Source organism: Amycolatopsis sp. FBCC-B4732, from assembly GCF_023008405.1.
Taxonomy (GTDB): domain Bacteria; phylum Actinomycetota; class Actinomycetes; order Mycobacteriales; family Pseudonocardiaceae; genus Amycolatopsis; species Amycolatopsis pretoriensis_A.
In genome coordinates this window covers 8901827-8919879 of record NZ_CP095376.1, presented here as the reverse complement: position 1 = coordinate 8919879, position 18053 = coordinate 8901827, and the positions used below count along the sequence as shown (strand labels likewise).

The 18053-nt window shown below is 70.7% G+C and carries 12 protein-coding genes, 1 tRNA gene and 1 pseudogene; 8 read left to right on the top strand and 6 right to left on the bottom strand.

All coding sequences use genetic code 11. From position 1 onward, the window contains the following. Window positions 1-12: 12 nt before the first annotated feature. Entirely contained in the window at window positions 13-2337 is a 2325-nt protein-coding gene (locus MUY14_RS40390) for a chitobiase/beta-hexosaminidase C-terminal domain-containing protein (protein ID WP_247017603.1), read from the top strand. A gap of 54 nt (window positions 2338-2391) precedes the next feature. Here MUY14_RS40390 and MUY14_RS40385 read toward each other — a convergent pair whose 3' ends face one another. After that, window positions 2392-3357, bottom strand: a complete 966-nt coding sequence (locus tag MUY14_RS40385) for an erythromycin esterase family protein (protein WP_247017601.1) — start codon at window positions 3355-3357, stop codon at window positions 2392-2394. 17 nt (window positions 3358-3374) lie between these two features. On the opposite strand from MUY14_RS40385, the gene MUY14_RS40380 reads away from it, so the two are divergent. Beyond that, window positions 3375-4082: a TioE family transcriptional regulator gene (locus MUY14_RS40380; protein WP_247017600.1), complete on the top strand. Its 708-nt coding sequence runs from the start codon at window positions 3375-3377 to the stop codon at window positions 4080-4082. Here MUY14_RS40380 and MUY14_RS40375 read toward each other — a convergent pair. Then, window positions 4071-4925: an ion transporter gene (locus MUY14_RS40375; RefSeq protein ID WP_247017598.1), complete on the bottom strand. Its 855-nt coding sequence runs from the start codon at window positions 4923-4925 to the stop codon at window positions 4071-4073. The genes MUY14_RS40380 and MUY14_RS40375 overlap by 12 nt on opposite strands. A 125-nt stretch (window positions 4926-5050) precedes the next feature. Here MUY14_RS40375 and MUY14_RS40370 point away from each other — a divergent pair, with 125 nt between their 5' ends. Both MUY14_RS40370 and MUY14_RS40365 read left to right on the top strand, forming a co-directional pair. Further along, a complete protein-coding gene (locus MUY14_RS40370) occupies window positions 5051-6427 on the top strand; it encodes an MFS transporter (RefSeq protein ID WP_247017595.1) in 1377 nt (458 codons plus the stop codon). A gap of 7 nt (window positions 6428-6434) precedes the next feature. Next, entirely contained in the window at window positions 6435-7058 is a 624-nt protein-coding gene (locus tag MUY14_RS40365; RefSeq protein ID WP_247017593.1) for a TetR/AcrR family transcriptional regulator, read from the top strand. A 9-nt stretch (window positions 7059-7067) separates the two neighbouring features. Here MUY14_RS40365 and MUY14_RS40360 read toward each other — a convergent pair. From MUY14_RS40360 to MUY14_RS40350, 3 genes and pseudogenes are all read right to left on the bottom strand, one after another. Beyond that, window positions 7068-7956: pseudogene (locus MUY14_RS40360) on the bottom strand (IS5 family transposase). A 44-nt stretch (window positions 7957-8000) separates the two neighbouring features. Continuing rightward, window positions 8001-8852, bottom strand: coding sequence for an alpha/beta fold hydrolase (locus MUY14_RS40355; RefSeq protein WP_247017591.1), 852 nt, complete (start codon window positions 8850-8852; stop codon window positions 8001-8003). A 4-nt stretch (window positions 8853-8856) separates the two neighbouring features. Continuing rightward, complete coding sequence (locus MUY14_RS40350; protein ID WP_247017589.1) at window positions 8857-11136, bottom strand: hypothetical protein; 2280 nt, start codon at window positions 11134-11136, stop codon at window positions 8857-8859. Window positions 11137-11323: 187 nt separating this feature from the next. Here MUY14_RS40350 and MUY14_RS40345 point away from each other — a divergent pair, with 187 nt between their 5' ends. Next, window positions 11324-12094, top strand: coding sequence for an SHOCT domain-containing protein (locus tag MUY14_RS40345; RefSeq protein WP_247017587.1), 771 nt, complete (start codon window positions 11324-11326; stop codon window positions 12092-12094). Between the two features lie 36 nt (window positions 12095-12130). Here the strand turns inward: MUY14_RS40345 and MUY14_RS40340 are convergent. Then, window positions 12131-12203, bottom strand: a tRNA-Thr gene (locus MUY14_RS40340). A gap of 169 nt (window positions 12204-12372) precedes the next feature. On the opposite strand from MUY14_RS40340, the gene MUY14_RS40335 reads away from it, so the two are divergent. The 3 genes from MUY14_RS40335 (at window position 12373) to otsB (ending at window position 17977) form a co-directional block, all read left to right on the top strand. Beyond that, entirely contained in the window at window positions 12373-13884 is a 1512-nt protein-coding gene (locus MUY14_RS40335) for a threonine/serine exporter ThrE family protein (RefSeq protein ID WP_247017585.1), read from the top strand. 82 nt (window positions 13885-13966) lie between these two features. Continuing rightward, window positions 13967-15409: a trehalose-6-phosphate synthase gene (locus MUY14_RS40330; RefSeq protein ID WP_247017583.1), complete on the top strand. Its 1443-nt coding sequence runs from the start codon at window positions 13967-13969 to the stop codon at window positions 15407-15409. Window positions 15410-15445: 36 nt separating this feature from the next. Then, on the top strand, window positions 15446-17977 hold the full coding sequence (gene otsB / locus MUY14_RS40325; RefSeq protein WP_247017581.1) for a trehalose-phosphatase: 2532 nt from the start codon (window positions 15446-15448) through the stop codon (window positions 17975-17977). The last annotated feature ends 76 nt before the right edge of the window (window positions 17978-18053 follow it).

Below are 18053 nucleotides of genomic sequence, written 5' to 3'. Positions count from 1 at the left end.
AGGTGTCACGGCGTGAACCGGACCTTGGACAAGCTTCGACGACGCGGCCCGAGGCTCGCGCTCGTCGCCTCGGCACTGCTGGTGGCGGCCGGGCTCAGCGCCCCCGCCGCCTTCGCGGCCGACGACTACACCCAGAGCGTCACCCAGTTGAGTTCGACGCAGCTGCAGCTCAACTTCACCCCGACGACCCCCGCGGTGTACGTGGACGTGCACTACACCGGCGTCCCGGGCGTCGGCCAGCAGAACGTGCGGATGGTCAACGGCTCCGGCACCTGGCGGACCACCGTCAGCGGGCTGAGCACCGGGAACACGCTCGACTACTGGTTCACCTACGAGAAGAGCGGGCCGCAGTACGACACCCCGCACTTCTCCTACACCGTCGGCGGCAGCTCGACGACGGTCGCGGCGCCGACGTTCAGCCCGCCCGGCGGCACGTACTCGGCCGCCCAGACGGTGACGATCAGCAGCGCCACCGCCGGCGCGACCATCCGGTACACGGTGGACGGTTCGACGCCGACCGCGTCCTCGACGCTCTACAGCGGACCGATCAGCGTCCCGAACTCCCGCACGGTCAACGCGATCGCGCTCAAGTCCGGCTCGACGACGTCCCCGGTGTCGAGCGCGACCTACACGATCGGCACCCAGGCCGGCTGCCCCACGCAGTCCGACACCCCGAACTTCGGGCCGAACGTGCGGATCTTCGACCCGGGCATGTCCGCGGCGACGATCCAGGCGCAGCTCGACACCGACTTCAACAACCAGAAGGACACGCTGACCGCGCAGATGGCGGACCGGCGCGTCGCCCACCTCTTCAAGCCCGGCACGTACTCGGGCGTGCACGACAACGTCGGGTTCTACACCTCGGTGGCCGGCCTCGGCCAGAACCCGGGTGACGTCCTGATCAACGGCGACGTCACCGTCGACGCCTTCAACGCCTCCGACAACGGCGTCGCGCTGCAGAACTTCTGGCGCTCGGCGGAGAACATGGCGGTCAACCCGTCCGGTGGCCAGGAACGCTGGGCCGTCGCGCAGGCCGCGCCGTTCCGCCGGATGGACGTCCGCGGCGGGCTGCAGCTGTACCCGGCGAGCTACGGTTTCGCCAGCGGCGGCTACATCGCCGACACCAAGGTGGCCGGCCAGGCCGCGTCGGTTTCGCAGCAGCAGTGGTACACCCGCGACTCGCAGCTCGGCAGCTGGGCCGGCGGCGTCTGGAACATGGTCTTCTCCGGCACCAGCGGCGCGCCGGCGAACACGTTCCCGAACCCGCCGGAGACCACGCTGGCCACGACCCCGGTCTCGCGGGACGTGCCCTACCTCTACGTCGACGGCAGCGGCAAGTACCGCGTGTTCCTGCCTTCCCTGCGCACCAACGCTTCCGGCCCGAGCTGGGCGAACGGCAGCACGCCCGGCACTTCGGCGCCGATGAGCCAGTTCTACGTCGTCAAGTCCGGTGACACGGCCTCGTCGATCAACAACGCGCTCGCCGCGGGCTGCAACCTGTTCTTCACGCCGGGCGTCTACCACCTCAACCAGACGCTCAACGTGACCAAGGCGAACACGACCATCCTCGGCATCGGCTACCCGACGCTGGTGCCCGACAACGGCGTCAACGCGATGCAGGTGTCCGATGTGGACGGCGTGCGGCTCAAGGGCCTGCTCTTCGACGCGGGCACGACGAACTCGCAGGCGCTGCTCACGGTCGGGCAGTCCGGCTCGTCGGCGTCGCACGCTTCGAACCCGACGACGGTCCAGGACGTGTTCTTCCGGATCGGCGGCGCGATCGCCGGCAAGGCGACGAACAGCCTGATCGTCAACAGCGCCAACACGATCATCGACCACATCTGGGCGTGGCGCGCCGACCACGGCAACGCGGGCACGTACGGCTGGAACACGAACACGGCCGACACGGGGCTCGTGGTGAACGGCGCGAACGTGCTGGCCACCGGCCTGTTCGTCGAGCACTACCAGAAGTACCAGGTGATCTGGAACGGCCAGGGCGGGAAGACGATCTTCTTCCAGAACGAGATGCCCTACGACGTCCCGAACCAGGCGTCGTGGAACGCGCCTTCGGGGGTCGCCGGGTACGCCGCGTACAAGGTCGGGGCGAACGTGACTTCCCACGAGGCCTGGGGTCTCGGGAGTTACTGCTTCTTCGACACGAACCCGGCGGTGTCCAGCTACCACGCGTTCGAGGTGCCGAACACCAGCGGCGTGCGGTTCCACGACCTGCTGACGGTTTCGCTCAACTACCGCGGCACGATCACGCACGTGATCAACGACGCGGGCGGCGTCACGCCTTCGGGCACGGTGCCGGTCAACGTGGTGAACTACCCGTAGGCACGGGTGATCGGCGGCCCCGCATCCCGGCCCGGGTGCGGGGCCGCCGTGCGTTCAGGCGACGTGCAGCACGGCGTCGGCCCGCTCGAGCAGTTCCCGGGTGAGCGGCGCGTAGCGCCGGTCGGCGTCGTCGCGGGTGCGCCCGGCCGGGATCTCGGCGGTCAGCCGCCAGGTGTCGGTGCCGCGTTGCAGCACGCCTTCGTAGGTGTCCGCGGCCGGCTCGCCGAGACCGAGGGCCTCGCTGTGGCCGAGGCTGCCGGCGACGAACGCGTACCGGCCGCCGAGCCGCGACGCGACGATCTCGCCCGCGCCGGACCCCAGGTGGCTGTTGTGCGCGAACACCAGGGTCCGGCCGGGCTCCGAGGCGTGGATGTCCAGGAGGTTCCGGGCCATGATCACCGCGCGGGCGCCCGCGAGCCGCGCGATCCTCGTCTCCCGGTCGCCCGGTCGAGCCGACGCCGCGTGGTAGCGCAGCAGGTCGAGCCCGGCGGCGGCGTGGATCCTCGCGCGGCGCGAAGCCGTTTCGACGCGGGCGTCGAGGGCCGTGAGGAGGTCGTCCGCGATGACGCGCAGCTCGCGGGCCTCGGGCGTCGCACCCGGTGACGCGGCCGGGTCGAGGATCGCTTCGGCGCGGCTCCACCGTTCGTCGTCGCCGGTCAGGGTCGCGATGTCGACGTCCAGGCCGAGGTAGTCGCGGGCGTGCTCCAGGTAGGTGCGTGGGCTGGGCGCGCTGAACATCTCCGTCGGGGCGTCGAAGCCGTGGCAGGTCAGCGGCTCGTCGGCGGTCTCGTTGTACTCGCGCAGCCAGGCGAGCAGCTGCTGGTTGGCGTCCAGCTCACCGAAGCCGTGGGAGAACCCGCCGTCGAGCGCGGCGACGCGGTCGGTCTCCAGCACGATGGACCGGAACCCGTGCTCGGCGAGCCGCGCGAAGAGCTCGTTGCGGATCCGCGCGAAGGCCGGTTCGAAGTGGGTCGGCTCGCCGATCGCGAGCAAGCCGGCCGTGCAGTCGGTGATGTCCATGTGGTTGAATCGTATCCTTGAACACCCGGTTGAGACCTGCTGACCTGGCCCGCGAGCACGGCCTTTCCACGCAGGCGGTCCGCAACTACGAGCGGGACGGTTTTCTCCCGCCCGCGTCGCGCACCGAGAGCGGCTACCGGGTTTACACGGAGGTGCACGCGGCCGCGCTGCGGGCGTTCCTGGCGCTGGTCCGGGCGTACGGGCACGCGACGGCGGGCGGGATCATGCACGCCGTCCACGACGACGACCTCGACCGGGCCCTGACGCTCGTCGACCGCGGCCACGCGCTGCTGTCGCGCGACCGCGAAACCCTCGCCGCGGTCCGGCAGGCGGTCGACCACCTGGTGCCGGAGGGGCACCCCCATGACCTGCCGGCCGGAACCGGGTGGTCCATCGGCGAGCTGGCGCACCGGCTCGGCGTGACCGCGGCGACCGTTCGGGCGTGGGAGCGCGCGGGCATCCTCGTCCCGGTCCGGAACCGCGCCACCGGCTACCGCGTTTTCGGGGCGGCCGACGTCCGCGACGCCGAACTGGCCCACCTCCTGCGCCGCGGCGGCTATCCGCTGGCGCACATCGCGACGGTGGTCGAGCAGGTCCGCACGGCCGGCGGCACCGACTCGCTGGCCCGCGCTTTGGCCGGCTGGCGGGAAAAGCTCACGCAGCGGGGCCTGGCCATGCTCGACGCGGCCGCCCGGCTCGGGGAGTACGTGCGGCTACGGCCGTGACTTCGGGTGCAGGCGGTCGTATTCGAGCGCGGCCGTGTGCTGGGTGCGCACGGGCAGGGACTGCTCCTTCTCGGCGTCGTCCAGGTCGTTGAGCCCGAGCTGCACGGCTTGGCGGATCTGCTCGCGGTTGTCGCGCACGACGGCGGAGAAGAAGTCGTCGATCCGCGGGTCGAGCAGGACTTCGAGCAGCACGCGGAACGAGGTGTCGACGCACGCGCGCACGATCTCGTCGTGGAACGGCAGCCGCTTGAGCTTCCCGAGCTGCGGGTCGGCGGCGATCTTCTCGGTGATGATCGCGCGCAGCTCCTCCTTGTTGGCGCCGAGCGACTTGGCGAGGTTTTCCGGGTAGTTCCCGGTTTCCAGCACCTTGACGACCTCGTCGAGCACCGCGATGGTCACGGGTTTCTTGATGGCCTTCACGATCGGCTCGGACAGCTTGTCGACGAGCCGGTAGGTGAACTGCTCCCCGACGGCCCGGTCCGCGGCCCGTCCGATCCGGATCAGCAGCAGCACGACGGTGACGAACTTGTGCGCGACCATCGCGGGGTGCGCGACCGGGATCATCGCGAACAGCTCGTACCAGTTGCGCACCAGGAACTTCTTGGCCCACCGGCGTTTCCGCCACCGCCACAGGAATTCGAGGAGGAACACCCCGCAGATCCCGCAGTCGACGTAGAAGATCACCAGCCCGGCGTCCCGCGCCGGCGGGCTCAGCACCATGAACCCCAGCAACCCGACCGACCCGGCGGCGAGGATGAGCATGATCCAGTCGTCGGCGCGCACGTTCCCGGGCAGGATCCCGCTGTTGAGCTCCGGCTCGCGGGCGTCGCGAAGGGTGGCCATGCCCGATCATGGCACGCACCCGCCCGATCAGCCGCTTCACCACTCTCGTCACTAATCAAACAGATGGTTGACACAGTCGTACTTCTACCTGATTATCGGTACCACCGAGACGGACGGGGGACGACGTGGACAAGCACGCACTCAGGTGGTGGGCACTGGCGGTCGCCGTGCTCGCCGTCCTGGTGGACATGATCGACAACCAGATCGTGGCGGTCGCCCTGCCGACGATCCGGCGCGAGCTCGGCACCGGCGAGGCCGCGCTGCAGTGGATTTCGGCCGGTTACGCGCTCGGGTTCGCGCTCACGCTGATCACCGGCGGACGGCTCGGCGACCGGCACGGGACGAAGAAGGTGTTCGTGGGCGGCATGCTCGTGTTCACCGCCGCCTCGCTGGTCGCGGGCCTCGCCGGGCACGCCGGTGTGCTGATCGCCGCGCGGGTGGTGCAGGGCGTCGGCTCCGGGCTGATGGTGCCGCAGGTCCTGTCGTTCGTCCACGCGGAATTCGACGAGCGGGAGCGGCCGAAGGCGATGACCTGGTACGCGGCGGCGTTCCCGCTCGGCGGGCTCGCCGGGCCGCTGCTGGGCGGCGCGCTGACCGAAGCGGACCTGTTCGGCACCGGCTGGCGGGCGATCTTCCTGGTGAACGTGCCCATCGGCGTCCTCGCGCTGCTCGGCGCGCTGGGCACGATGGCGGACCGGCCGGGCTTCCGGCGGCACCGCATGGACCCGGTGGGCCTCGCGCTGCTGACCGCGGCCTTGTGCGCCTTGTTCTACCCGCTGGTGCAGGGCCGCGAGCTCGGCTGGCCGATGTGGACGGTCGCGCTGCTCGTGGCGGCCGTCCCGCTGTTCGGGGTTTTCGCGCTGCACCAGCGGTTCCAGTTCCGCCGCGGCGGCGAACCGCTGGTCCCGCCCGACCTGCTGCGGCACCTCGCCGGCGGGCAAGCGGTGCTGTTCTGCGTCACCACGGCGACCGGCGTGTTCTTCGTCCTGACCCTGCACCTGCAGCTGGGACTCGGGTTTTCGCCGTGGGAAGCGGCGTTGACGTTCGCGCCGTCGACGCTCGGCATCGTCGCGGGCAACGTCCTCGCGATGCGCCTGGCGCCCCGCCTCGGCCGGGCCTTCACCGCGGGTGCCGTGGGGGTGCTGCTGGCCGGGCTCGTCGCGATCGCCTTCCTGGTAACGGATCCCGCGTTGCCCGGCTGGGCCCTGCTGCTGCCGGTGATCGCCGTCGGGCTCGGAATGGGCGCGGTGCTCAACGCGCTGTTCGCCGCGTCGATGGCGGAAGTCCCGCCCGGACGAGCGGGCGCGGCGTCCGGCGTCGTCAACACCACCGTCCAGCTCGGCACGGCGACCGGGATCGCGTTGTCCGGCACGGTGTTCTTCGCCCGGCTCGACGGCGGATCGGCGTCGGCGACGGCGGGCGCGCTCGCGGTCAGCGCCGGCGTGCTGGTCCTCGCCCTCATCCTTTCGGCGAACAGAGTCAAGCAGCCGGTTGACGTATAGTCGCGGCGTGACCGCCTCGAAGCCGCGCCGTTCGCCGAAGCCCCAGGAGCGGCAACGGGATCCGGAACGCACCCGCCGCCTGATCCTCGAGGCGGCGGGCGCGGAGTTCGCGGCGAAGGGCTACGCGGGCGCGCGGATCGCGGCGATCGCGACGCGCGCCGGGGTGAACCAGCAGCTGATCTCGTACTACTTCGACGGCAAGGAAGGCCTGTACCGCGAGCTGTCCGAGCAGTGGACCAAGCGGCAAGGCGAGCTGGTCTCGCCGGACATGCCCTTGGCGGAGCAGGTCCGGCGTCACGCGCTCGAGGGCACGACCGGCCGCGACGGCATGCGGCTGGTGGCGTGGTCCGGGCTGGAGTACGAAGGCGCCGAGTCGGATCCCGACCACGAACCCCGCACCCGGCGTCTGCTCGGGACGGTCGAACGGATCTCCGCGCTGAAGGAGGCGGGCAGCCTGCCGGAGTGGATCGACCCCGAGTGCCTCACCATCCTGCTGATGTCGGCCGCGATGGCCCCGGTGACCCTGCCGCACGTGGCCGAGGGGCTGACCGGGACGGACCCGGCGTCCCCCGAATTCGTGCGGCGGTACGCCGACCAGCTCGCGAAGCTGGTCGAGCACCTCGGGGCCTAGGGCCTGTCCTCAAAGCCAAAGGAGCAGGGTGGCCAGGTCGATCATGCTCCGATAGCAGGTGGCGGTCTTGTCGAAGCGGATGGCGATGGCGCGGAACTGCTTGAGGCGGTCGAAGCAGCGCTCGACAACGTTTCGGCGTTTGTAGGCGACACGGTCGAAGGCCGGTGGACGACCACCGGCCCGGCCCCGGCGTAGCCGGTTGGCTTGCTGGTCCCGGCGTTCGGGGAACGTCGCTGGGATGTGCCGTCAGCGCAGGTAGGAACGGATGGCCCGGCTGGGGTAGCCCTTATCCGCCAACACCCGGCTCGGCCGGGTCGCCGGACGGCCCGGCCCCGGCCCCGGCCGACGGAACTCGACACCCGCCATAACTGCGGTGAACTGGGTGCAGTCGTTGACGTTGCCGCCGGTCAGCACCACCGACAGCGGTCGTCCGTGGCCGTCGCAGGCCAGGTGGCTCTTGGTGGTGAGTCCGCCGCGGGACCGGCCGATGGCATGATCACCTGGCTCGCTGTGCCCGCCGCAGGATCCGCTGACCCCCTGTGTGAGATGCGGTCGTGCGGCGGGCGCCCGCGGCGTGCTGATGCGCCCGCACGATGCTGGAATCGACCGACACTTCCCGGTCGAGTTCGTCGATCGCCTCGGCGAGCACCTGCACCTTCGCCACCAGCGCGGATAGGGTGCCGGTGCGTGACCAGCGCCAGAACCGGTTGTGGACCGTCTTCCACGGCCCATAGCGCTCCGGCAGATCCCGCCACGCCACCCCGGTTTTGGCCTTGAACAACATCCCGTTGTTCACCCGCCGGTCATCCACCCGCGGACGCCCCTTCGCACCTGAAACAGGCAGCAACAGCTGGATGACCTGCCACTGCTCATCAGTCAGCTCATGCCTGCGCACCACGACCGAGGATCAAAGCAGATCACCCACCGCTTTGAGGACAGGGCCTAGCCCGCCAGCACCTCGCTCAGCTTCGCCGCGAACGCCTCGGGCTTCCCCGCGTAACCGTGTTCGCCGCCCAGGAAACCGCCGTGGTGACTGGGAAAGACGATCGCTTCCCGGCCCAGCGCCGCGGCCGTCGCGAGTGCGGCGCGCCCGGTCATCTCCTCGATGGACTCTTCCCCGACGCCGATGACGATCCGGGTCGGCGCCGCCGTCAGCGCGTCGACGTCCGGCCGGTAAGCCGTCACCGCCAGGGAACGGTCGGACAGCAGCGGGTCGTCGCGGCGGCCGTCGTCCTCGGCGGGCATGCCGAACTGGGCGGGGTCCGCCGGCGGGAGCGCGAAGTAGTCGTCGGTGAACTCGCCCTTCCACGACGCCAGCACCATGAACGCCGCCATCCCCGCGCCGAAACCGCCGTCCCGGTACGCGTCCCGCATCAGCTGCCCGGCCCGCTCGGCCGCGGCCGCGTCGGGCAGCATCCCGGTCAGCGGCGGCTCGTGGGCGACGAGCGTGCCGACGTCGTCCGGGTGCGCCGTCACCAGCGCGAGCGCGGCGACCGCACCCCCGCTGCTGCCGAACACGTCGACCGGCCCGGCGCCGAGCGCCTGGATCACGGCGTGGAGGTCACCGGCCTGGACGTCGGGCACGTGCTCGACGCGGCCGTCCTTGCGGACGCTGCGGCCGATCCCGCGCGGGTCGTAGGTGACCACCGTGCGGTCGGGGAAGTACGAGGCCAGCGAGCCGAAGCCGTCGGCGGCCATCGGCTGCCCGACCATGAGCAGCGGCCGTCCGCCCGAGCCGTGGACGTCGTAGACGATGTCGGCCCCGGGCGTTTCCAGCGTGTGCGTCGACGTCATGGGGTCACTCTCCCAGAGCCAGGCCGCCGGCGACGGCCTTGACGTGGCCGAGCCCGGGCACCTGCACCGGGACCGTGGCCCACCACGGGTACGCGGTGACGCCCTGCCCCAGTTCGAGATCGTGGTTGTCGCCCCAGCCCCAGACGGTCCCGTCGGTCTTGACGGCGTACCCGCCGCCACCGAAGCTCCCGATCGCCTTGACGCCGGTGAGGTCGCGCACCGGGACCGGCACCGCCGACGTGCAGCTCGGGCTGGTGTCGGTGAATTCGCAGCTGACGCCGTTGCCGAGCCGGCCGCGGTCGTTGGCGCCCCAGGCGACGACGGTGCCGTCGCTGCGCAGCGCGTACGCACCCGACCAGTTGCCGGTCACGTCGGTGACCCCGGTCAGGCCGGACACCGGCACCGGAGTGCGGGACAGGCAGCTCGACGTCGTGCACGCGACGCCGGTGCCGAGCTCGTTGTGGGTGTTGTCGCCCCACGCCCACACGGTGCCGTCGGTCTTGACGGCGTAGGCGCTGTAGCCGTCGCCGCTGCTGATGGTCCGGACGCCGCTCAGGCCGGAAACGCGCACCGGCGTGGCGGAACTCGCCGCGGTGGAGCCGGTGCCCAGCTCACCGCGGGTGTTGCTGCCCCAGGCCCAAACGGTGCCGTCGGACTTCAGCGCGTACGCGGTGTCGCGGGCGGCGGCGATGGCCGTGACGCCGGTGAGGCCGGCGACCTGCACGGGCGCGTCGACGGTCTGCCCCCACTGCCAGACGGTGCCGTCGGAGCGCCGGGCGAACCCTTCGGCGTCGCCGGCGGCGATGGCCGTGACCGAGGTGAGCCCGACGACCGGGACCGGCGCGCGGGAGGCCCCGCCGAACCAGCCGTTGCCCAGTTCACCGGTCCAGTTGTGGCCCCAGCTCCGGACGGTCCCGTCGATGCGCAGCGCGTACCCGTGGGAGATCGAGCCGGCGACGGCGACGACGTCGCTCAGCCCGGCCATCGTCTTCGGCGTCCCGATGTACCCGGTGCCCTGGTGCCACGAGTAGCTGCCCCACGTCGAGACGCACTGGTTGAAGCAGTCGGCGAGCGGCAGGGTGAAGTAGCCGGACAGGTCGGCCGTGACGTCCACCGTGCCGGCGCGGTTGTGGACGTAGACCGAGCGGTCGACGTCGTAGGAGGCGTTGACCGCCGGGCCGACTCCGGACACGACGGGCGCGGCTGCCACCGAGACGGTCTGCCCGGGCGCGAGGGACAGGCCCGGGTCGGGCTGGCTGCTCTTCCCGCTGTCCCACGCCGTGACGGCGGTGGTCGCGGTGGCCGAGTAGCCGGTCACGTTCAGGGCGACGGCGAGCGCGTTCGAGGGGATCGACGGCTGCAGCCGGTACGCGATGTCGCTGTTCGCACCGATCTTCCTGGGCTTGCCGTCCCCCGTCCCGAGCCCGCTGCGGGTGTCCAGCACCCGCTCCGGGGCGACCGGGGTGAAGTAGGCGCCGTAGTCGGTGGCGTAGAAGCCGACGAGGTCGGCGTAGGACTCCACCTGGCCGGCCAGGTTGTAGAAGTCGATCGACCGGTCCGCGCCGATCTTGACGGTGACCAGGTTCGTGCCCTGCCCACCGGGGTAGGCGGCGACGTTGGCCATGGTCGGCCGCGGCGTGCTGTGCGGGAAGACCGTGGCGTAGGTGGCGGCGGACGGGTTGGTCAGCGTCAAGGCGAACGTCACGGCGGTGGCGGTCGCGGGCACCTCGTCGGCCAGGCTCAGCTTCGTCGTGGTGCCGTTGCCGAGCCAGTCGATCAGCAGCCGCGAGGGACTGACCGGCGTGTACCGCGAGCCGGCGTCGGTCGTGTAGTAGCCGACGATGCTGGCGATGAGGTGGGCGGACCCGGCCTCGTTGTAGAAGTCGACGGTCCGATCGGCCCCGACCTGCACGGTGACCTGGTTGGACCGCCGCTTGCCCGCCTGCACCTGCAGGCTCGGCAGCGCCGGCCGCGCCTGCCCGTGCGTGAAGGCGGTGACAGCGGTGTCGGCGGTCGGGCCCTCGACCCAGAGGTTGACGACGACGGCGGTGGTGTTGACGGGCGCGAGCGAGGCGGCACTGCCGGTCACGGTGGTCTTCGCGCCGACCGGCCCGACCGGGATCCCGACGCCGCGAACGGTGTCGAGGAACCGCGTCGGCTGCACGGCGGTGAAGGAGGAGGCGGGCGACGTGACGGCCGCGGCGGCCCCGCTGACTCCGATGACCCCCGGAACGAGCGCGGCCACGAGGGCGACGACGAGCGCGAGCGGACGTGACACGGCCATGTTTTCCCCCAAGGACCCCCAGAACGGACCTGGCGGGACTCTATGCCGGTTCGGGGAGGAGGGGTAGCGGCCGTTCGGCGGAGTGCCCACGCCCACCTCGTAACACCGACCACCTCCGTTTGCGACCCAGTTCCGGACGAAGGAGGCGATCACAGTTACGACGAGCCCCATTCCCCCTTACCCGGCCGTGGACATCGCGGAATTGATCCAATTCCTGAACTACAGCAGCACAGAAGGCAAGTACTTCGTCTTCTTCAGGGATCGACCACCGAAAAAGGGCGGCCCCGGCCTGGTGGTCGGCCGGCGCTCGAAGCTCGGTTTCGAGACGATCGTTTCGGACTACTTCCCGGTCAGCGAGCAGGGGTGGGCCAAGGCCTGGGAAACCCTCGCGGGCATGGACCGGCAAGAGTTCGAGAGGTGCCGAAGCACCGTCCTGCGAAACTCGACCAGGTTCAAGCTCCACTCGGACGACCTTCAACGCCGCTTGGAAATCGACCAGAAGACACGAAAGCTACTGGGCGGTTCGATCTACCTGGGTGGCCACTCGCCGCACGTGCAGCTGAACGAAAACTCGGCCTACGACCTGCGGTTCACGGATGACAGCTTGACGATCCTCAACGTCGGCAGCCTCAGGACGTTGAGCAGCTTCCCCTACCGCACGTTCACGAACTTCCAAATCACCGGCCCCGGAGAGATCTCCGTGCGCACCACCGATTCGGAGCTCTTCTTCCTGAACACCCGGACGGAACCCGGCCGGCTTCGCATCGACCTGTCGGCGGTGCTCGGCAGGATCAACGAAGTCCTCAACCCGGCCGCCTCCGGCGAGCGAGCGGAGCCGGATCCGAGCGCCGCGTCCATCATCAACCAGCTCAAGGACGCTTCCAGCTTGCTCGAGCGGGGGTTGATCACCCCCGTCGAGTTCGAGCAGCTGAAGTCCCGGTTGCTCTCCGGGGGTTAGCCGCGGAAAACCGGGCAGGCGAAAGCGCTACATCGGAGCCGCCAAGGGGGCTCGAACCCCTGACCTTCTGTTTACAAGACAGATGCTCTACCAGCTGAGCTATAGCGGCCTGGCGCCGCGGCGCCGCACCCAGTGTATCGGCCCGTCCGCAAGATCCGTCCGAGAGGCACGATCCCCTGCTCCAGGCCACTATGGAGGAACGTGGTCAACGCCACTGCAACGATCACCACACCGGGGTCGATGGTCCGGGAGGAGCAGAGCGAGGAGGTGGATGGATCATGAAGATCAACGAGCGCACCAACGGGGGCAGGGCGGCCAGATGGCCCCTGCTCGAACCGCCGGAACAACGGGCGGAACAGCGGGCGAAGGTCCACCGGCCGAACCTGCTCAAGCACCGGCCGTGGCACGTGCTCGAGGCGCCCACCGGGGAGCTGCCCGCCGTCGAGGCCGAAGAGGCCATGGGGCCGCAGCTGCCCGACGAGACCACCGTCAACTTCGTGCTCGACCTCTCCCTGCGGATCGGGGAGGTGCAGATGGCGAGCGGGGCCGGCGCGTCCGACGTCACCGCGACCATCCTCGCCATCGCCGGGGCGCTCGGGCTGCCGCACTGCGAGGTCGACGTCATCTTCACGTCGATCACCGTCACCTGCCACCGCGGGACCGACCTCTCGCCCGTCACCGCGCTGCGCGTCGTGCGGAGCCGGAGCCTCGACTACACGCGGCTGACCGAGACCGAGAAGCTCGTGCGGAAGATCGTGCGCGGGCACATCGGGGCCGAGCAGGCGCAGACCGAGCTCGAGCGGATCACCTCGGCGCCGCACCCCTACCCGCGCTGGACCGCGACGCTGGCCTGGGGTGGCGTCGCCGCGTTCGTGACGCTGCTGCTCGGCGGCGGGCCCGACATCGCGCTCGTCGCGTTCGTCATCAGCGGGGTCATCGACCGGATCGGGCGGTTCGTGAACCGCTACGGGCTGCCGTTCTTCTTCCAGCAGGTGATCGGCGGCCTGTTCGCGACCTTGTCGGCGATGATCATCCTCAGCACCGGCGTGCTGACCACCGACAAACCGACGCTCGTCGTCGCGGCCGCGGTCACCGTGCTGCTGTCCGGGCTGTCCACCGTCTCGGCGGTGCAGGACGCCATCACCGGCTACAACGTCACCGCCGCCGGCCGCACGATGGAAACCGTGCTGATGTCGGCCGGCCTGATCACCGGGGTCGTGCTGGCCCTGCGCATCGCCGTCATGCTCGGCCTGCCGCGCACGCCGCTGCCCGAGCTGCCGACGTCGACGGCGCTGCAGCTGCCGATGGTCGTCCTCGGCGGCGCCGGCGCGGCCGCCTGCTTCGCGCTCGCGAGCTACTCCAAGATGCGCGCGATGCTGGTCGCGGCGGCCGCCGGGGCCATCGGCGCCGCCGTCTACGGCTCGCTCATGGTGGCGCGGCTGGACGGCGTGAGCTCGTCCGCGATCGCCGCCACGCTGGTCGGGTTCTGCGGTGGCGTGCTCGCGCGGCGACTCGGCGTTACTCCACTGGTGGTCGCCGTGTCCGGGATCACTCCGCTGCTTCCCGGCCTCTCGACCTACCGTGGTCTGTACCAGATCGGGGTCGAGCCGGGCGGCAACATCTCGATGCTCATGACGGCCGTCGCAATCGGGCTTGCGCTGGCAGCGGGCGTGGTACTCGGGGAATGGCTCGCCCAGCCGGTGCGCACCGGCCTGGGCAGGCTCGAGCGGCGGTTCGCCGGACCACGCATGGCTGGTCCGCTCGAACCGACCGAACGAAGCTTGGAGTAACGCCGCGGTCACCGGCTGTTCATCGCTCACGCGATAGGGTTTCACTCTGGGGCCGCGACCCAGAACGCGAGGAGCAGTCGACGTGGGTGAACCGAAGGAGCACGGGAACCAAGCCGATTTCGTCGTGGTGGCGAACCGGCTACCGGTGGACCTGGAACGGACGACGGACGGCGAACGCCGCTGGACGGCCAGCCCGGGCGGGCTCGTCTCCGCGCTGGAGCCGTTCCTGCGTTCGCGCAAGGGCGCCTGGGTGGGCTGGCCGGGCGTACCGGACGTCGACGTCGACGAGTTCGACGACGACGGGCTCGTGCTCCACCCGGTGTCGTTGAGCGCCGACGAAGTCCGCGACTACTACGAAGGTTTCTCCAACGCGACCCTCTGGCCGCTCTACCACGACGTCGTGGAGCGCCCGGTGTTCGACCGCGTGTGGTGGAACAGCTACGTCAAGGTGAACCAGCGGTTCGCGAAGGCCAGCGCCGAGGTCGCCGCGCCGGGCGCGACCGTGTGGATCCAGGACTACCAGCTGCAGCTGGTGCCGGCGATGCTGCGCGAGTTGAGACCGGACCTGCGCATCGGCTTCTTCCTGCACATCCCGTTCCCGCCGGTCGAGCTGTTCATGCAGATGCCGTGGCGCGCGGCGATCATCCGCGGCCTGACCGGCGCGGACCTCGTCGGCTTCCACCGCCCCGGCGGCGCGCAGAACTTCCTGTGGCTGTGCCGTCAGCTGATCGGCCTCGAGTCGACGCGCGGCGCGGTCGGCGTGCGGTCGCGGCCGGGCACCATGCAGGTCGGCGACCGGACCGTCCGGGTGGGCGCGTTCCCGATCTCTATCGACGCCGCCGGGCTCGACACCCTCGCCCGCACGAAGGGCGTCCAGGAGCGGGCCGCGCAGCTGCGGCGCGACCTCGGCAACCCCAAGACGGTCATCCTCGGCGTCGACCGGCTCGACTACACCAAGGGCATCGACCTGCGGCTGCAGGCGCTGCACGAGCTGCTGCACGAAGGCAGGCTGCAGCCGGACGACGTCACGTTCGTCCAGCTCGCCACCCCGAGCCGCGAGCGCGTCGAGCACTACCAGCGGATGCGCGGCGAGATCGAGCAGATGGTCGGCCGGATCAACGGCGAGTTCGCCCGCGTGGGCCACCCGGTCGTGCACTACTTGCACCAGTCCGTGGACCGGACGGAGCTGGCGGCGTTCTTCTCCGCCGCGGACGTCATGGTCGTGACTCCGTTGCGTGACGGCATGAACCTGGTGTGCAAGGAGTACGTCGCCGCTCGGCACGACCTGGGCGGCGCGCTGGTGCTGTCCGAGTTCGCCGGCGCGGCCGCCGAGCTCTCTAGCGCATTCCTCGTGAACCCCCACGACCTGGACGGGGTGAAGGACGCGCTAGTGGCTGCCATTACGCTCGACCCGGCTGAGGGCCGTCGCCGGATGCGCGCCATGCGTCGCCAGGTCCTCACGCACGATGTCGATCGTTGGGCGCGCTCTTTCCTACAGGCTCTGGGTGCCGAAGCGGTCGACTGACCCGAACGACCATGCACGAGCTCCTGAGGAGGAGTGTTGACTGCCGAGGCCCTGCCCGCCGAGTTGCGGCGCGCGATCGTCCAGATCGCGCGTACCCCGCGACTGCTGGTCGCGTGCGACTACGACGGCACGCTGGCACCCATCACCCTCAACCCGGACGAGGCACGCCCGCTGCCCGAGTCCGTCGGTGCCCTCAGATCGCTCGCCGGTCTGCACGAGACCACCACCGCGGTCATCTCCGGCCGCGCGCTGCGCGACCTCGCCACGCTGTCGCGGCTGCCGTCCGAGGTGAACCTCGTCGGCAGCCACGGCTCGGAGTTCGACATCGGCTTCATCCACGCCCTCGACGACAAGGCGCGTGAGCTGCACCGGCGGCTCGAAGCCGAGCTCGAACAGCTGGTGCTGGACGTGCCGGGGGTGTCGCTGGAGGTCAAGCCGGCGAGCATCGCGGTGCACGTGCGCCGCGCCGAGCACGAGGCCGGGCGCCGCGTGCTGGCCGCCGTCCACTCCGGACCGTCGAAGTGGGAAGGCGTGTCGACCACCGACGGCAAGGAGGTCGTCGAGCTCGCGGTCGTCCAGACGGACAAGGGCCGCGCGCTGGACATCCTGCGCCACCAGGTCGGAGCCACCGCGGCGATCTTCCTCGGCGACGACGTCACCGACGAGAAGGCCTTCGCCCGCCTCTCCGGCCCGGACCTGGGCATCAAGGTCGGCGACGGGGAGACCCTGGCCGGCTACCGCGTGCCGGACACCGTGGACGTCGCCCTGGTGCTGGCGTTCATGCTGGAAGAGCGCCGCAACTGGCTGTACGGCGAGTCCGCGCCGCCGATCGAGCGGCTGTCGATGCTGGCCAACGAGCGGTCGGTCGCGCTGCTCACGCCGGACGCGAAGCTGACCTGGCTGTGCCACCCGGGGCCGGACGCGCCCGCCGTGTTCGCCGACCTGCTCGGCGGCGAGGGGGCCGGCCACTTCTCCATCAAGCCGCACCGCAACGGCCTCCCGCTCGGCCAGCGCTACCTGCCGAACACGATGACGGTCGAGACGCGCTGGTCGCGCCTGCTCGTCACCGACTACCTCGAGCCGGAGAGCCCGCAGCACCGCACGGACCTGGTCCGGGTGATCTCGGGCGAGGCGGTGGCGAGCGTCAAGTTCGCGCCGCGCCCCGAGTTCGGCGGCGTGCCGGTGAAGCTGGAGATCACCGACGGCGGCGTGCGCGTGCTCGGCACGTCGGAGCCGTTCGTGCTCTATTCGCCGGGCGTCGAGTGGACCATCACCTCCGACGGCCTGCACGACACCGCGACCGCGCTGGTGCAGCCGACGCCGACCCAGCCGGTCGTGCTGGAGCTGCGCTGCGGCACCACGGACCTCGGCCCGCACGAACTGTCCGAAGTGGAGCGACGCGACCGCGCCGGCCGCTACTGGAGCGAGTGGACGTCGAAGCTGCAGCTGCCGAAGGTGCAGACCGACCTGGTGCTGCGCTCGGCGCTGACGCTGCGCGGCCTGGTCAACACCGACACCGGCGGGGTGCTCGCCGCGGCGACGTCGTCGCTGCCGGAGGAGATCGGCGGCGTCCGCAACTGGGACTACCGCTACTGCTGGATCCGCGACGCCGCGATGACCGTGCGGGAGCTCGTGCACCTGGGCTCGATCGACGAGGCCGAGGGCTACCTGCGCTGGCTGCACGGCGTGCTCGCGACGCTGGCCGGCCCGGAGCGGCTGCACCCGCTCTACACCTTGGCGGGCAGCGTGATCGGCGCCGAAGCGGTGATCGAGTCGCTGCCCGGGTACGCCGGTTCGCGCCCGGTCCGCGTCGGAAACCTGGCGAACCACCAGGTCCAGCTGGACGTCTTCGGCCCGGTCGTCGAGCTGGTCGGCACCCTGGCCGCGGCGCGCGGTGACCTGCGCGACGAGGACTGGCAGATGGTCCGCGCGATGGCGGAAGCCGTCACGCGGCGCTGGAACGAGCCGGACCACGGGATCTGGGAGGAGCGGCACGTGCCGCGCCACCGGGTCTACTCGCGGGTCATGTGCTGGGTGACGATCGACCGCGCGGTGAAGCTGGGCGAGCAGTACGGCCGCGGCGTGCCGGGCGCGTGGCCCACGCTGCGCGACGAGATCAAGAACGACGTCCTCGAGCACGGCTGGAACGACGAGGTCCAGGCGTTCACCACGGCCTACGACGGCACGGACCTGGACGCGGCGTCGCTGTTCGTCGGCCTGACCGGGCTGATCGACCCGGCCGACGAGCGCTTCCAGCACACGGTGACCGCGATCGAGGCGGAGCTGCGCAGTGGGTCCACTGTGTACCGTTACCGCCGCGACGACGGCCTGCCGGGCGGCGAGGGCGGCTTCCACATCTGCGCGGCGTGGCTGATCGAGGCGTACCTGCTCACCGGGCGGCGCACCGAGGCGCAGGAGCTGTTCGACCAGATCGTGGCGGCGGCCGGCCCGACGGGCCTGCTGCCGGAGCAGTACGACCCGATCGCGGAACGGTCCCTCGGCAACCACCCGCAGGCCTATTCCCACATCGGGCTCATCCGGTGCGCCAACTTGCTGGCGGCGAGTTAGCCCTTTCGGTCCGAATCTCCGTGAAGGCCACCTTGAGGAAGCACAAGTTCCTTATGGTGGCCTTCACGGCATTCGG

What these genes read in the sequence shown, in the direction of transcription:
- MUY14_RS40385 (WP_247017601.1), bottom strand. Translation starts at nt 3,357, where the DNA reads ATGGACATCACCGACTGCACGGCCGGCTTGCTCGCGATCGGCGAGCCG.
- MUY14_RS40375 (WP_247017598.1), bottom strand. Translation starts at nt 4,925, where the DNA reads ATGGCCACCCTTCGCGACGCCCGCGAGCCGGAGCTCAACAGCGGGATC.
- MUY14_RS40355 (WP_247017591.1), bottom strand. Translation starts at nt 8,852, where the DNA reads ATGACGTCGACGCACACGCTGGAAACGCCCGGGGCCGACATCGTCTAC.
- MUY14_RS40350 (WP_247017589.1), bottom strand. Translation starts at nt 11,136, where the DNA reads ATGGCCGTGTCACGTCCGCTCGCGCTCGTCGTCGCCCTCGTGGCCGCG.
- MUY14_RS40335 (WP_247017585.1), top strand. Translation starts at nt 12,373, where the DNA reads ATGAAGATCAACGAGCGCACCAACGGGGGCAGGGCGGCCAGATGGCCC.